Annotated in this window: 9 protein-coding genes; 4 read left to right on the top strand and 5 right to left on the bottom strand. The window is 72.8% G+C overall.

Annotated elements, in window-relative coordinates:
- Positions 1-32 precede the first annotated feature (32 nt).
- The gene (gene cydD, locus OG974_RS21440) at positions 33-3,590 is read left to right on the top strand and encodes a thiol reductant ABC exporter subunit CydD (RefSeq protein WP_371644128.1); all 3,558 of its coding nucleotides are present in this window, start codon (positions 33-35) and stop codon (positions 3,588-3,590) included.
- Between the two features lie 24 nt (positions 3,591-3,614).
- The gene (locus OG974_RS21435; protein ID WP_329314013.1) at positions 3,615-5,351 is read left to right on the top strand and encodes a GAF domain-containing protein; all 1,737 of its coding nucleotides are present in this window, start codon (positions 3,615-3,617) and stop codon (positions 5,349-5,351) included.
- Between the two features lie 32 nt (positions 5,352-5,383).
- Here the strand turns inward: OG974_RS21435 and OG974_RS21430 are convergent, their stop codons facing one another.
- Positions 5,384-6,268, bottom strand: coding sequence for a Cof-type HAD-IIB family hydrolase (locus tag OG974_RS21430; protein WP_371644125.1), 885 nt, complete (start codon positions 6,266-6,268; stop codon positions 5,384-5,386).
- A 148-nt stretch (positions 6,269-6,416) separates the two neighbouring features.
- Between OG974_RS21430 and OG974_RS21425 the strand changes: the two genes are divergently transcribed.
- Entirely contained in the window at positions 6,417-7,322 is a 906-nt protein-coding gene (locus OG974_RS21425; protein ID WP_327284276.1) for an LLM class flavin-dependent oxidoreductase, read from the top strand.
- 94 nt (positions 7,323-7,416) lie between these two features.
- On the opposite strand, the gene OG974_RS21420 is transcribed toward OG974_RS21425, so the two are convergent.
- The 3 genes from OG974_RS21420 to OG974_RS21410 all read right to left on the bottom strand — a co-directional run bounded on the left by OG974_RS21420 (position 7,417) and on the right by OG974_RS21410 (position 13,028).
- A complete protein-coding gene (locus OG974_RS21420; protein WP_327284275.1) occupies positions 7,417-10,464 on the bottom strand; it encodes a tetratricopeptide repeat protein in 3,048 nt (1,015 codons plus the stop codon).
- Positions 10,461-12,323 carry an HSP90 family protein gene (locus tag OG974_RS21415; RefSeq protein ID WP_371644122.1) on the bottom strand — a complete coding sequence of 621 codons (1,863 nt, stop codon included), beginning with the start codon at positions 12,321-12,323 and terminating at the stop codon, positions 10,461-10,463. The genes OG974_RS21420 and OG974_RS21415 overlap by 4 nt, the downstream gene beginning before the upstream one ends.
- A 165-nt stretch (positions 12,324-12,488) precedes the next feature.
- Entirely contained in the window at positions 12,489-13,028 is a 540-nt protein-coding gene (locus tag OG974_RS21410) for an RNA 2'-phosphotransferase (RefSeq protein ID WP_371644120.1), read from the bottom strand.
- Between the two features lie 133 nt (positions 13,029-13,161).
- Between OG974_RS21410 and OG974_RS21405 the strand changes: the two genes are divergently transcribed.
- Complete coding sequence (locus tag OG974_RS21405; protein ID WP_327284272.1) at positions 13,162-13,944, top strand: aquaporin; 783 nt, start codon at positions 13,162-13,164, stop codon at positions 13,942-13,944.
- 207 nt (positions 13,945-14,151) lie between these two features.
- Here OG974_RS21405 and OG974_RS21400 read toward each other — a convergent pair whose 3' ends face one another.
- On the bottom strand, positions 14,152-15,066 hold the full coding sequence (locus OG974_RS21400; RefSeq protein WP_327284271.1) for a MerR family transcriptional regulator: 915 nt from the start codon (positions 15,064-15,066) through the stop codon (positions 14,152-14,154).
- Positions 15,067-15,234 lie beyond the last annotated feature (168 nt).

Genomic DNA, 15,234 nt, shown 5'->3' with positions numbered 1-15,234 from the left:
TCTGCCCGGCCCTGCTCTGGGGGATGTTTCACGTGAAACCGATCGACCCGCGCCTGCTTCGGTACGCCCGCTCCACCCGCCTCTTCCTGGCGGCCGTGGTGGCCCTGGGACTTGCCGGGGCGGGGCTGGTCGTCGGTCAGGCGATGCTGATCGCCGAGATCGTGGTCGGCGCCTTCGAGCAGGGGCTGGACGGAGGGGCACTGCGGACGCCGCTGCTGCTGCTCGCGGCCGTGGCGCTGGGGCGCGGCCTGCTCGCCTGGCTCACGGAGCTGGCCGCCCACCGGGCCGGAGCGGCGGTCAAGTCGCAGCTGCGGGGGCGGCTGCTGGACCGGGCCGCCGATCTGGGGCCCGGCTGGCTGAGCGGTCAGCGGACCGGATCGCTGGTGGCCCTGGCCACCCGGGGCGTGGACGCCCTCGACGACTACTTCTCCCGCTACCTGCCCCAGCTGGGGCTCGCGGTGGTCGTCCCGGTGTCGGTCCTCGCCCGGATCGTCACCGAGGACTGGGTGTCGGCAGCCATCATCGTGGTCACGCTGCCGCTCATTCCGCTGTTCATGGTGCTGATCGGCATGGCCACGCAGTCCCGCATGGACCGCCAGTGGCGGCTGCTGTCCCGGCTGTCGGGGCACTTCCTGGACGTAGTGGCCGGACTGCCGACGCTGAAGGTCTTCGGCCGGGCCAAGGCCCAGGCCGAGTCGATCCGCAAGATCACCGACGAGTACCGACAGGCGACGGTGCGGACCCTGCGCATCGCCTTCCTCTCGTCCTTCGCGCTGGAGCTGCTGGCGACGCTGTCCGTGGCGCTCGTCGCCGTGACCATCGGCATGCGGCTGGTCCACGGCGAGCTCGACCTGTACACGGGACTGGTCATCCTGATCCTGGCGCCCGAGGCGTACCTGCCGCTGCGCCAGGTAGGGGCGCAGTACCACGCGGCCGCCGAGGGGCTGGCGGCCGCGGAGGAGATCTTCGAGGTGCTCCAGAACCCCGTCGCTGCCGGCGGCGACGGGGCCCCGGTGCCGGCGGCGCGGCTGCGGATCGAGATCGACGGGGTCGCGGTCCGCCACGAGGGCCGGGGAGAGGACTCGCCGGCACCGGTCTCGCTGTCCGTCGGACCCGGGGAGTGCGTGGCCTTGACCGGGCCGAGCGGCGCGGGCAAGTCCACGCTGCTCCAGGTGCTACTGGGCTTCGTGGCGCCGACCGCGGGTCAGGTGCGGATCGGGGGCGTGGACCTCGCGTCGCTCTCGCTTGAGCAGTGGCGGGAGCGGATCGCGTGGGTGCCTCAGCGCCCGCACCTGTTCGCCGGGACGATCGCGCAGAACGTCCGGCTGGCCCGGCCTGAGGCGTCCGCGGACGCGGTGACCCGGGCACTGCAGGACGCCGGGGCGTGGGAGTTCGTGTCCGCGCTGCCCCGCGGAGTCGACACGGAGCTGGGAGAGGGCGGGGTCGGGCTGTCCGCCGGACAGCGCCAGCGGCTGGCTCTGGCCCGGGCGTTCCTGGCGGACCGGCCGGTGCTGCTGCTGGACGAGCCGACCGCGGCTCTCGACGGGGAGACCGAGGCGGCCGTGGTCGAGGCGGTACGACGCCTCGCGGTCGGGCGGACCGTACTGCTGGTCGTCCACCGGCCGGCGCTGCTGGCCGTGGCCGACCGCGTGGTGCCGGTGGGCGCGGCGGGGGCGGGAGCTGTTCCCCATCCCTCCCCCGTCCGGCTCGGAACCGGTCCCGGGAGTTCCGCCGGCCTCGGCGGGGAGCGCAACGGGCCGTCCGGTCCCGGGGAATGGATCCTCGGCAGCGCCCCCGAGCGGGCGGCCAAGGCCGTCGGCGGCGAGTCGGGAGGGGGCCATCCGCTCCGGCGGGTGCGTGCCGTGGCCAAGCCCTGGCAGGGGCGGTTCCGGCTCGGTCTGCTGCTCGGGGCACTGGCCGTCGGGTGCAGCGTCGGGTTGATGGCCGTCTCCGGATGGCTCATCTCGCGTGCCTCGGAACAGCCGCCCGTGCTCTACCTGATGGTGGCCGTCACGGCCACCCGGACCTTCGGGATCGGGCGGGCCGTCTTCCGGTACGCGGAGCGGCTCGTCTCCCACGACGCCGTGCTGCGGATGCTCGCCGAACTGCGGGTCTCGGTCTTCCGCCGGCTGGAGCGCATCGCACCCGCCGGACTGCGGGAGCAGCGGCGCGGAGACCTGCTGGCCCGTCTGGTGGCCGACGCCGACTCCCTCCAGGACTACTGGCTGCGCTGGCTGCTGCCGGTCGGCACCGCTGTGCTCGTCGGCACCGGCTCGGTCGCCTTCACCGTCTGGCTGCTGCCCGGTGCCGGAGCCGCGCTCGCCGTGGGGCTGCTCGCCGCCGGGGTCGGGGTGCCGCTCGTCAGCGGAGCTTGCGCCCGGCGCGCGGAGCGGCGGCTGGCACCGGCCCGGGGAGAACTCGCGACCCGGGTGGCCGATCTGCTGACCGGGACCGCCGAGCTGACCGTCGCCGGCGCGCTGGCGGGGCGCAAGGAGGCTGCGAAGGACAGCGACCGGACGCTGACCGCCATCGCCTCGCGGGGAGCCGCCGCCACCGGACTCGGGAGCGGGCTGACCGCCCTGGTGTGCGGGCTGACCGTGGTGGTAGCCGCGGCCCTGGCCGGCGATGCCGTGTACGACGGACGGTTGTCCGGCGTGGCCATGGCCGTGGCCGTGCTGACTCCGCTCGCCGCCTTCGAGGCGGTCAACGGGCTTCCGCAGGCCGTTCAGTACCGGCAGCGGGTGCGCCGCAGCGCCGAGCGGATCCACGAGGTCATCGACGCGCCCGTTCCGGTCGCCGAGCCGGAGTACCCGGCCGAGGCGCCGGCCACCCCGTTCCCGCTGCGGCTGACCGGGCTGGCAGCCCGGCATCCCGGACAGGAACAGGACGCCCTGCACGGGCTGGACCTGACGCTGGAGGCCGGCCGCCGGATCGCCGTCGTGGGCTCCTCGGGCGCGGGCAAGACCTCGCTGGCCCAGGTCCTGCTGCGGTTCTTGGACCTGCACGAGGGCACGTACACCTTGGGCGCGACCGATGCGCGCACGCTCGACGGCGACGAGGTCCGCCGGATCGTGGGCCTGTGCGCGCAGGACGCGCACCTCTTCGACAGCTCGGTACGGGAGAACCTGCGGCTGGCCCGGACCGGGGCGAGCGAGGAGCAGCTGCGGGAGGCCTTGGCGGCTGCCCGGCTGCTGGAGTGGGCCGATGGCCTCCCGGACGGCCTGGACACCCTGGTCGGCGAGCACGGCGAGCGGATCTCGGGTGGCCAGCGCCAGCGGCTGGCCCTGGCCAGGGCGCTGCTCGCAGACTTCCCCGTCCTCGTGCTCGACGAGCCGGCCGAGCACCTGGACCTGGCCACCGCGGACGCCCTGACGGCGGATCTGCTCGCCGCGACCGAGGGTCGGACCACGGTGCTGATCACGCACCGGCTGGCGGGCCTGGACGCGGTCGACGAGGTGGTCGTACTGGATCGCGGAACGGTCGTGCAGCGCGGTGCCTACGCGGAGCTGGCTGCCGCCGAGGGCCCGTTGCAGAAGCTGCTGGAGCGCGAGCGGGCGGCCGACGGGGTCCTGGCCAACTTTCCCCGGTAAAAGGGACTAACTAGGCTCAAGGGCATGTCAGCGCAGGAGTCGCAGGAACCGCCGGAGTCACCACCCGGAACACCGGACCCGCTGGAGGCGGCCACCCAGGCCACCCGGAGTCTGCAGGGCCTCTCCACCGAGCTCACTGCGCGGGTGCCGCAACTGCTGGAGGCCATGCGCTCGGTCGGCACCGGCCTCGAACTGCACTCCACGCTCGACCGCATCTGCGAGACCGCGGCCGAACTCGCGGACGCCCGGTACGCGGCGATCGGGGTCGTCGACACCGAGGGCCGCGGGTTGTCGGACTTCGTCACCTTCGGCATCGACGCGGAGACGGCCCGGAAGATCGGACACCGGCCGGACGGGAAGCGGGGTTTGCTCGGTGCGCTGATCTCGCACCCCGACACGGTGCAGCTCGCCGATCTGACGAAGGATCCGCGCTCGGCCGGGTTCCCTGCCCACCACCCACCCATGAAGACCTTCCTCGGTGTCCCGATCCGGGTGCAGGGGGAGATCTTCGGCAATCTGTACCTCGCCGAGAAGAACGGCGGCGGCCGGTTCAACGACTATGACGTCCACATGGTCCGGGTCCTGGCCACCGAGGCGGGCATCGCCATCGGCAACGCCCGGTTGTACGAGGCCGCCACCCAGCGGGAGCGGTGGATCGACGGCTCGGTGGCCGTCACGACCGCCCTGCTGTCGGGCGGGGACGCGGACGACGCCCTCGCGGTGGTGGCCGAGCAGGCCCGCCGTCTGGCCGACTCCGCCGCCGGGATCGTGATGCTGCCCGCTGAGGAGGGAGGCATGGAGATCGTCGCCGTCTCCGCCGACAACCCGGCCACCTCGCTCGGCCTGGTGATTCCGGCCGAGAGCCCGGTGGTGGCGAAGCTGCTCAGGGGTGAGCCGGTCTTCGTGGACGACGCCGCGTCCGATCCCCGCATGGTCAGCCGGCTGACCAGTCAGTACGGGCCCTGCATGATGCTGCCGCTGCACAGCGGCGGGCGGGTGCTCGGCGCACTGGTCACCCCGCGGGGGCGGGGCAAGCGGCCGTTCAGTGAGGCCGAGCGGACCCTGGCCACCCAGTTCGCCTCCCAGGCCGCGCTCGCGCTGATGATGGCCGAGGCGCAGCGTGACCGGGAGCGGCTCGCGGTGTTCGAGGACCGTGACCGGATCGCCCGGGACCTGCACGACCTCGTCATCCAGCGGCTGTTCGCCACCGGATTGATGCTGGAGGGCGCCCAGCGGCGGTCAGTCGTCCCGGAGGTCGTCGATGGGGTCGGCAAGGCCGTGGACGAGCTGGACGTGACCATTCAGGAGATCCGCACCGCGATCTTCGCGCTGCAGCAGGGACCCGCCGAGGTCCCGTCGGGGCTGCGCACCCGGGTCCTGCGAGAGATCAACATGGCCGCGGTGCCACTGGGTTTCAAGCCGTCGCACCGGTTCCTCGGCCCGGTCGACACGGTGGTCGGCGAGCTCGTGGGCAAGAACCTGATCGCAGCGCTGCGCGAGGCCCTGTCGAATGCCTTCCGGCACGCGGAGGCGTCCCGGATCGAGGTGGTGGTGGACTGCACCGTGACGCTGGCCGAGGGGAGGCCCGGGGTACGGCTGGAGGTCGCCGACGACGGGGTGGGCATCGCCGAAGGCGGCCGGCGCAGCGGGCTGCGGAATCTGCGCCGGCGGGCCGAGTCGCTGGGCGGGTCGAGCTCGTACGGCCCCGGGATCGGAGAGGAGAGCACGGGAACCACCCTGGTGTGGGAGGCCCCGCTCTGACGCTCCGGCCGGCTCTTGCGCCGGCTCCGGCGCTACCGCTGGTGGGCGGCGCGCTCCGTGACGAGGCGCTCGATGACGACCGCGACGCCGTCCTCGTTGTTGGCGACCGTACGGCCGGAGGCGGCCGCGAGGACGTCCGGGTGGGCGTTGCCCATCGCGTACGAGGTGCCCGCCCAGCGGAGCATCTCCACGTCGTTCGGCATGTCACCGAAGGCCACGACCTCGGCGGGGGAGATCCCGCGCTCGGCGCAGCACAGCTCCAGGGTGCTGGCCTTGGAGACCCCCAGCCCGCTGATTTCCAGCAGGGCCGTCGGGCTGGAGCGGGTGATCGACGCGTAAGCGCCGGCGGCCGAGCGGGCGAGAGCCAGGAATGCGTCCGGGGCGAGCTCGGGGTGGTGCGCGAGCAGCTTCAGGACGGGAGCGGAGGTGTCGTCGGCCTCCTCCTCCAGCAGCTTCTCGGCGGTCGCCACATGGGCGCCCGGGTCCTGGAAGAAGGGCGGGTACAGCGGCTCGTAATTGATGCCGGTGGTCGTCTCGACCGCGAAGGAGGTGCCCGGGGCGACGGAGCGCAGGGTATCCACCACCGTCAGCGCCGTGGCCCGCGGCAGCGCGCGTACCTGTACGAACTCCCGGCCCGCGTGCAGGTCGACCACCGCGGCTCCGTTCGCGCAGATCGCCAGGCCGTGGCCGTGGACGTGATCGCTGACCACGTCCATCCAGCGGGCGGGGCGGCCGGTGACGAAGAAGACCTCGATCCCGGCCTCCTCGGCGGCTGCGAGCGCGGCGACCGTGCGGAGCGAGACGGATTTGTCGTCGCGCAGCAGGGTGCCGTCGAGGTCGGTGGCGATGAGCCGGGGAGTGGAGGTTGGCCCGTCCGGGCGCTGGGGAGCCGAGGTCACGCCTCCATCTTCGCCCATGGCCTTGCGGCCGCGGACCAGAGCGGGCAGAGCCCGTGCGCTGGATGGCGATGTTTCTTCCCCGACCACCGCTGAAACGTGTCCCTCGATGACACGGGGACGGCAGATGTTTCACGTGAAACACGAGCAGGGTCGTAGGCTCGAACGCATGAGTCTGCGTCTGAGCACTGTGATCCTCCCGGTACGTCCGTGGCATGCGGGCGGCCGCGACCAGTGGGTGCGAGCCGAGCGGCTCGGGTTCCACACGGCATACACCTATGACCACCTGACCTGGAGGTCCTTCCGTGACCTGCCGTGGTTTGGCGCGATCCCGACCCTGACCGCGGCGGCCGCAGCCACCGAGAAGCTGCGACTGGGCACGCTCGTCACCTCTCCGAACTTCCGACACCCGGTGACGCTGGCCAAGGAGCTCATGTCGCTGGACGACATCTCCGGCGGCCGTTTCACCCTCGGCATCGGCGCCGGCGGCAATGGGTTCGATGCCACCGCGCTCGGTCAGGACCCCTGGAGCCCGCGGGAGCGTGCGGACCGCTTCGCGGAGTTCGTTCCCCTGCTGGACCGGCTGCTCACCGAGGCTGCGGTCAGCGAACGCGGTAGCTTCTACTCTGCCGACGAGGCCCGCAACATCCCCGGCTGCGTGCAGCAGCCGCGACTGCCGTTCGCGGTCGCTGCTAACGGCCCGCGTGGTCTCAAGCTGGCTGCCGCCCACGGCCAGGCCTGGGTGACCACCGGCGATCCGAAGCTCTTCGAGGAGGGCACCCCCGAGCAGTCGCTGGAGGCCATCGCCGGCCAGCTGGCCCGGCTCGACAAGGCGTTCGCCGAGATCGGGCGCGCGCCGGAGTCGATGGAGAAGATCCTGCTGACCGGCTTCACCCCGGAGCGCAACACGATGCTGGACTCGGTCGACGCGTTCGTCGACTTCGCCGGCCGTCACCAAGCGCTCGGCTTCACCGAGATCGTGATCCACGCGCCGATCCCGGACTCCGAGTTCGCGGCCGACGAGAACGTCTTCGAGAAGATCGCCACGCAGGGCCTGGCCCAGCTGGCCGGCTGATGACCGTGATGCCCCGTCGCCGTACGGCGACGGGGCATCGGCCTCAGGGCCTCAGGGCCTCAAAGCCCCAGGGCCTCGAAGCGGCCTCAGGGCCTCAAGAAGAACGCTTCAGGCCGTCCAGGGACGACTGGGCACGCTCCAGTAGATCGTTCGGGACCCCCTCGGGCGCGGACCGGAGCTCGTCCACCAGCGCCGAGAGCCGAGCGACTCCCGCCCCGGCGCGACCGATCTCCTGCTCGGTCCAGGCGGCGTACTGCACACACTGGAGCCGGTCCCCCAGATGGTCCGGACCCAGCTCCGCGTAGAGGTCGGCGGCCCGCCCCGTCAGGTCGACCTCCTCCAGCCTCAGTGCCCCGGTGTCCACCTCGCCCTGCGCCCCGGCGCGGCGTGAGTCCCCGCCGTGTTCGTCTTCGTCCTCGGCTTCCTCGTCCTCGGCTTCCTCGTACGAGGTGACCCGCCAGTCGAGCACCTGCGCCAGCTGGAGCCAGGTCTGGGCGAGCTCGGCCCGAAGCTCCCGGGTCGACGCCTCGGGGGACCGGACACCTTCGGCGGTCCCGGCCAGGGCGGCCTCCAGGAGCCCGGCGGCTTGGTCCATCAGGTCCCGCGCCCGCGTCCATGCCGCCGCGTCGGCGTCCCCCCGCGGCGCCATCCAGGCCAGGGAGCGCAGGATCCGCACCTCGGCGACCGGGGCGCCGCCCGCCGCCCGGTACAGCTCCAGGGACCGCTCGTAGGCGGCGACCGCCTCCGGGACCAGGCGCGCGGCGGAGAGCTGCTCCGCGGCGGCCTGCGCGAGGGCGGCCTGTGGTCGCGGGTCCTCCCAGTCCTTGGCCACGTCAGCCGCCAGCAGGTACTGCTCCGCCGCCGCCCGCGGGTCGTTCAGCTGTCGCAGCAGGTCGCCGAGGAACTCCCGTACGGACACGGTCTGTCCCTCGCCGTACTCCAGCAGATCGGGCAGCGTCGACTGCAACACCTCCGCCGCGTCGGCGTGCCGGCCCTCCCGCGCGTACGCCCGGGCCAGTAGCAGACGGGCCTGTGCCCCTCCGTCGGCGGTCAGCCCCGCCTGGTCGAACCAGTGCGCCGCGGTGAGGGCGTGCTCGGCCGCTTCCGCCGCCGCGTCGGCCCGGCGCAGCAGGATGTCCGCCAGGGTGAGCCGTACGACGCCCTGAGTCTCGGCCTCGGCCACCTCCGTGGAGTGCTCCAGGGCGGAGCGCGCATCCGCCTCCGCCTCCTCGGGCCGGCCCAGCGACACCAGCACACCGGCCCGCAGCACCAGCGCGTCCACCGCCTGCCACGGCAGGCCCGCCGACACCGAGCGCGCCGCGGACGCGGCCAGCAGCGGTAGGGCCCGATCGGTGTCGCCCTGCGACAGGGCGACGCGGCCGAGCATCTCCTCGGCCTCCGCCGCCAGGTCGGGCAGAGCCTCGACGTGGGCGGCGACGAACGCGCCGAGTTCGGCCGCCAGTTCACCGTGCCCGTGGTCCTGCCCGGGACCGTGCTCGTGCTCGTGATCCGACCCGGTCTCCAGCGGGCGCAGGTACGACTCCACGCGGATCGACGTCAGCTCCGCCAGTGCGATCCGGCGCGGGCGCAGCGGTTCGTCCGCATCCAGTGCCTCGGCCGCCTCCAAGGCCACCGTCATCAGCTCCCGGATCCGCTGCGGCGCGGCCCCGGACTGCGCGGCCGCGCTCGCCAGCCGCAGCCGCGCCAGCGCGGCGCGCTCCGCTTGCCCGAGCTCCTCGTAGCGGTCTCGGACCGCCTCCAGCAGCTGCGCCGCGTCGTCCGCCCCGGCGCGGGCGGCCGCCAGGGCCCGGTGGTCCGCCACATCGGCCATGACCAGCGGGTCCGCCTGGCTCTCCGGGCACGCGTCCGCATGGACGCCCACCTCGGCCCAGAGCGCGTCCGCTGCCGGATGCCGCTGTTCCCGGGCCTGCCGCGCCCGCTGCACCAGCTCGTCGAAGCCGGTCGCGGGCGGTACGGGCGCGGCGGCGCCGGGGGCGCTCGCGGGAGCAGCGGTCCGCGGTTGCGGTAGTGCCGTGCTGCGCACACCCAGTGGCAGTACGTCGACCAGCGGTTCCCGCCCGATCCGGGCGAGGAAGCGGTCCGAGACCCGGGTGGTGCCGTTGCGAGCGTCGAACCGCCGGGCGATGTCGAGCGAGCCCGCGCGCAGCACCTCGTACAGCTCGGATACCGAGTGCGGGACGCCCTGGTAGGGAACGGCCGGGCTCTGTCCGTGCCCCAGCTCGATCAGCCGGCGCAGCAGTACGAGGCTGCCGCCGTGGAACGCCATCTGGTCGTCGACGTTGACCAGCGGGCCGACGTGACCGGCGTGCTCGGCGAGGATCTCCAGGCCGCGCGACTCGTTGCCGCTCAGGGCACAGAACTCGATGTGCTTGCCGACCGACGGCAACAGGCTCTCGTTGCCGCGGGCCATGCGGTAGCCGCGCACGTGGTGAGAACGGGCCTCCTCGAAGCGGCCGACGCGCAGCAGCGGCAGCAGCGAGGTGGCGAGCACCCGGTGGGGCTCCTCGGCGCAGGTCCGGTTGCCCGACAGCACGGGCTGCCAGACGTCCAGGGCCTGGGCGTCGTCCCCGCGCAGCACGGCGTACGCGCCCTGGCTGTTGAGTTCGCAGGCGTGGCAGTCGCTCATGTCGTCGCGGTCGGCGGCGAGCCAGGCGCGGAACGCCCGCTCGGCCCGGTCGTCCTCGCCGATCGCGTCGGCGAGCCACAGCTCGGCCTCGCGCACCGGCCGCTCGCTGTAGCCGGCGATCCGATAGCGGCGTTCCATCTCGTCGAGCCAGCCGGCGGCGGACTCCAGCGGGATCTCGGGGGAATCGCCGATGGCCGTGGCCACCCACTTGAACTGCCAGAACAGCGAGTGGGCGTCCCACCGGGAGAAGGCCCCGGGGTCCTTGTCGTACTCCTGGAGCAGCCGGGCGAACGGCACCAGCATCTTCGAGGACTCGGCGCTCCAGAGATAGGCGTTGATCAGGTTGTCCAGCGCCCGGCGGAACAGCGCCCCGTCGCCGAGCGCCTCCGCCGCACCCGCGAGCACCTCGGCGTGCGCGTTGCGTGCGGCCCCGTTCGGGGAGCCGCTGTTCTCGGCCAGGCCCTGCTCGATCTCCTCGCGCGTCAGCGTGGTCACTTCTGTTCCTCCGGGGAGTCGGTGGAGTGGGTCGCCCATTCCAGGAGCCCGAGGAAGGCCCGGTTGAGCAGCGTGGAGTCGGCAGGGCGCAGCGGCCGCTGGGACATCAGCAGCGCCTGCCCGTACAGCGATTCGACGGCCGTGCCGGTCAGGGCCTCGTCGGGCAGTGCCGAGATCCGGCGGATCAGCGGGTTGTTGTGGTTGAGCACCAGGCGGGCGCGCGGTGCGGAGCCGCGCAGTGCGCCGAGGATTCCGGTCCACAGGGAGTCGGCACTGCCCAGTGCCGCCGTGCGGTCGCGCTCCTGGCGGGCCTGGCGGTCGTCGAGGTAGAGCGCGGGGACGGAGACGGGCTGGAAGGCGCGCAGCACGACATCGCAGCCCTGCGGCTCCAGCCGGGTGCGCGCCGTGGACAGGAAGGGGGCGAGGGCCAGTTCGGCGGCGGTCGGGACGGGGTCGAGCCGCTCGGTGACGGCTCCGGCGTCCAGCTCCATGACCTTGAGGTCCGGGCGGACTGCGGGCAGCAGGGCGAGCAGGTCGGCGTCGTACGTGTACCCGGCGTTGATGACGCCGAGGCCGTGGGCCGCCGCGATCGGGGCGATCTGGCGGAACTCCTCGACGGTGCGCGTGAAGTGGATCTCGGTGTGCGCGGCCGTGAACTCCTGGAGGCTCATCGAGCCGTCACTCGTCTCGAACGGCAGCCAGGGCAGCATCAGGCCGAGCAGCTCGGCGTCGTGCCGGGCCAGGGACTTCACACCGAGGTGGTGGACGCTCAGGAAGGCGGCCAGCCGATCCGGTTCGCTCGCGGCGAGCTCGGCGAGCCAGGCCCGGACGCGGGCGCCGAGGGCCTCCCGTACCGCGGACAGTGTCTCGTCGTCGTACAGGTTCTCGCGGGAGGCGGTGGGCCGCAGCGTGTCCGTGTCGATGACCGCGCGGATGAAGAACGCCCAGTCGGGCAGCAGGTTGTCGGCGTGGTCCGTGAGCAGCATCCCCTTGAGGTGGACGCGGTGTCCGGCCCGGTGGGCGGGGCTGGTCGGCTCGGGCAGGACGTACGCCACTCCGCGCACTCCGGCGACGGGCAGGTCGAGGTCGATGCTGTCGAGCGGGGTGAACCCGAAGAGCTGCGTGCAGTGGCCGGCGAGCGCGACGCGGCGCGCGGCGGGGGTGGGGAAGGGGCGGTCCCACACGGCGGGCCGGTCGGTGACGGGCCGCGCTTCGCCGCCCTCGCCGTCGTCGAAGGTGATGTCGTACGGGAGCAGGGCGCCGTAGTCGCGGGCCAGCTGCTCGACCTTGGCGGGGACCGTCCATTCCTCGGCTCCCGGGCGGGCCTGCAGGATGACGGTGGTGCCGGGTTCCCGGCGGGCTTCGTCGGGTAGTTCGCGGACGGTGTACGAGCCGTCGTCCGTGGCCAGCCATTCGACGGGCGCGGCCAGGGGGTCGCGGGCGGAACGGGTGACGACGCGGATCTGCCGGGCCACGACGAAGCAGGCGAGCAGGCCGATGCCGAACTGGCCGAGGAACTCCCGGCGGGTGGTCTCAAGGCCGTGGTCGCCGCCGCGCTTGGAGCTGCGGCCGATGGTGGCGAGCAGCGAGTGGGCCTCGGCGGCGGTCAGGCCGATGCCGCTGTCCTCGATGGTCACCCGGCCCGCGGACGCCGACAGACGGATGCGGATCTCCGCCTCCGGGTCGAGTGCGTGGCGGGCGGTGACGGCGTCCACGGCGTTCTGCAGCAGCTCGCGGACGTAGACGCGCGGGCTGGAGTAGAGGTGGTGGGAGAGCAGGTCGACCAGGCCGCGCAGATCGACCTGGAAGCTGTTGGCCGAAGGATCGGAGTCGGAAGAGGAAGCCGATGTGGACGTCACGGGGCGTCACCTCGCGTAATTCGCATGGATGGTTCGGCGATCGCGAGGTACCCCCCTCACGGATCGGAATGAGGACCAGCCTAGGGGGATGATCTGACAATCTCTTGGTGAATTCCGGCGTCGCCGGGCGGCACCGGACGCAGCCCGAGCGCGCCCGGGCCGCCTTTACGAGAAGCGCAGGAACTGCGGCGGCACGGCATCCACGAGCCACACTCCGTTGGCGCTGATCCGGAAGACGTGCCCCGCCGCGCGCATCCCACCGGCGTCCACGGCCAGCACGACCGGACGGCCGCGCCGTGCGCCCACACGGGTCGCGGTTTCCCGGTCGGGGGACAGGTGCACGTGGTGGCGGGCCATGGGGCGCAGGCCCTCGGCGCGGATCGAGGTGAGGGCGGTTCCGACGGTGCCGTGGTAGAGGTACGCGGGCGGCTCGGCTTCGGGCAGGTCCAGGTCCACGGGAACGGTGTGGCCCTGGTTGGCCCGGATGCGGGTGCCGTCGACGGCGAACCGCTGTTTGTCGTTGGCGGCGACGACGTGGTCGAGCTCGGCGCGGCTGACGTGGAAGCCGTGGGCCGCGGCCGCACGGAGAAGATCGTCGATCTCCACCCAGCCCTGGGGATCGAGCACCAGTCCGATGCGTTCCGGCTGATGCCGCAGGTGTTTCGAGACGTATTTGGACACCTTCACGGTGCGTCTGTCGTCCATGGCCCCAGCTTGCCGGGTCGGACGGGGATCGAGCAGCGATTTATCGGCGCTCCGCCGGACTGAGACACCCTCTATCGCGTTTCCAAGATACGGAATACATTTTCCGCTGAACTACTGCCCAAGGGGAGAACCCATGACGATCCACGCTTCTCTGCCGCGCCGCGCGGTCGCCGAGCTCATCGGCACCGCCGGCCTTCTCGTGGTGGTGATCGGCTCGGGCATCCAGGCTTCCGCCCTCAGCCGTGACACCGGTGTCGCCCTCGTCGCCAACTCACTCGCCTCGGCCATCGGCCTCGGGCTGATCATCACCCTCTTCGGGCCGCTGTCCGGAGCCCACCTCAACCCCGTCGTCACCCTCACCTCCTGGTGGGCCCGCCGGACCGGCGGCGAGGGGCTCGGTGGCCGAGAGGCCCTCGTCTACACCGCCGCCCAGACCGCCGGGGCCATCGGCGGTGCCGTCCTCGCGGAGGTGATGTTCGGCCGCACCCCGGGCACCTTCTCCACGCAGATCCGCGGCGGCCACCTGCTCATCGGCGAGATCGTCGCCACCGCAGGGCTCGTCCTGCTCATCCGGGGGCTGGAGCGCATCGGGCGCCCGAAACTGATCCCGGTCGCGGTGGCCGCGTACATCGCCTCCGCGATCTGGTTCACCTCGTCCGGTTCCTTCGCCAATCCGGCGGGCACCATCGGGCGCGCCTTCAGCGATTCCTTCACCGGTATCGCCCCGCAGTCGCTGCCCGGATTCGTCGCTGCCCAAGTGGTCGGCGGCGTCCTGGGCCTGGCCCTCGCGGCCCTCCTCTACGGGAGCACCGGGCGCGCTCTGCAGGACGCGTCGACGACCGTCGGCCCGGCAGTGCCCGTGCGAACCACGGGCGCCACCAGCCCCGCGAACCCCGGGTACGAGACCATCGGTTGAGTCGTCCACCGGTTGTTCACCGGTCGTCGTCCACCGGTCGTCCACAGCGTCGTCCACAGGAACCACCGGCTTGTCCACAGCCGGTTGGGTCTGTTTTGACGGCAAACGAGTGATCCGCCCTGTGGACTACCAGCCGGCCGGCGGCCACCACCAGCCACCGCCACCAGCAGCCGTCAGCCGCCATCACCGGCCGTGCGCCGGCCGCCGTCAGCCGCTGGCTCGGCGCGCCAGTTCGTTCATCGTCCGCGCCTGGAGTTCCCGCTCCGTGGCCGCCCTGACGAACTCGCCAACGAACTCGGCGCCGACCAGTTCCTGCACCGCCCGAACCGTCTCCGCCGGTAGTGGCACCGACGCCGGTCCGGAGGGCTGCGCGGTCCCGGCCGCCCCCAGGTGGCGCTGCAGATGCCGGGTCGCGAACAGCCGCATCGCCCGCGCCAGCTCGGCATCCACCGTCTGCTGGGCCAGGGGACGCAGTCTGCGCACCATCGTGGCCGCCTCCGCCGCATCCGCGTCCGTCGGCGGAACCTGCCCGAGGTAGCGGGCGAAGACGTGTTCGGTGGTGAACTCCAGGAACCGCGAGGCGATGTGCTCCACCTGCCCGCGCAGCTCCCGCAGATGGCCGGTGATCGCCGACAGCGGCACCCCGGCCGCGTACAGCTCGGCGGCCACCGCCAGCTCCTGCGGGGAGGGCACCAGGAACTCGTCGGGACGGCCCGGTATCGCCTCCAACACCCCCAGCTCGCACGCCTCGCCCACCGCGTCGTCGTCGGGCCGGCCGCCGAACCGCTCGTTCAGCTCGGTCCGGCTGATCCGGGCGGCCTCCTCGTCGGTCCACGGTCCGTGCACCTCGGCGACGAGCCCCAGCACACCGCCGAGCCCGCGCCCGGCGTCCCAGGCCTCCAGCAGCTCCTTGATGGAGGCCAGGGTGTAGCCGCGGTCCAGCAGGTCGGCGATCTGGCGCAGCCGCGCCAGATGCGTGTCCCGGTAGACGTTGGAACGGCCGCGCCGCTCAGGCTTCGGCAGCAGCCCACGGTCCTGGTACGCCCTGATCGTGCGTACGGTCGCCCCGCTGTGGTGCGCGAGATCCTCGATCCGGTACTCGGCCACCGCCTGTTCTGACAATCTCGGCTCCCTACGACATGGCGGCTCGGCCGACCGCGGCCGCCGCGGCCCGGGCGGCAGGCGAAGCCGCAAGGTACTCGACCGCCCTGCGCAGCGAGCCCTCCTGCGAGGGATGGTACGACCGCCGGAAGGAGCGGGATACGGCCGTGCCGGGCTCTCTCCGCGCCG

Origin of the sequence: Streptomyces sp. NBC_00597 (genome assembly GCF_041431095.1) — a bacterium.
Lineage (GTDB): Bacteria > Actinomycetota > Actinomycetes > Streptomycetales > Streptomycetaceae > Streptomyces.
This window is presented reverse-complemented; position numbering and strand designations above follow the sequence as displayed.

Coding starts and splice junctions, on each gene's coding strand:
- OG974_RS21425 (WP_327284276.1), top strand. CDS start 6,417: ATGAGTCTGCGTCTGAGCACTGTGATCCTCCCGGTACGTCCGTGGCAT.
- OG974_RS21435 (WP_329314013.1), top strand. CDS start 3,615: ATGTCAGCGCAGGAGTCGCAGGAACCGCCGGAGTCACCACCCGGAACA.
- OG974_RS21430 (WP_371644125.1), bottom strand. CDS start 6,268: ATGGGCGAAGATGGAGGCGTGACCTCGGCTCCCCAGCGCCCGGACGGG.
- OG974_RS21410 (WP_371644120.1), bottom strand. CDS start 13,028: ATGGACGACAGACGCACCGTGAAGGTGTCCAAATACGTCTCGAAACAC.
- OG974_RS21405 (WP_327284272.1), top strand. CDS start 13,162: ATGACGATCCACGCTTCTCTGCCGCGCCGCGCGGTCGCCGAGCTCATC.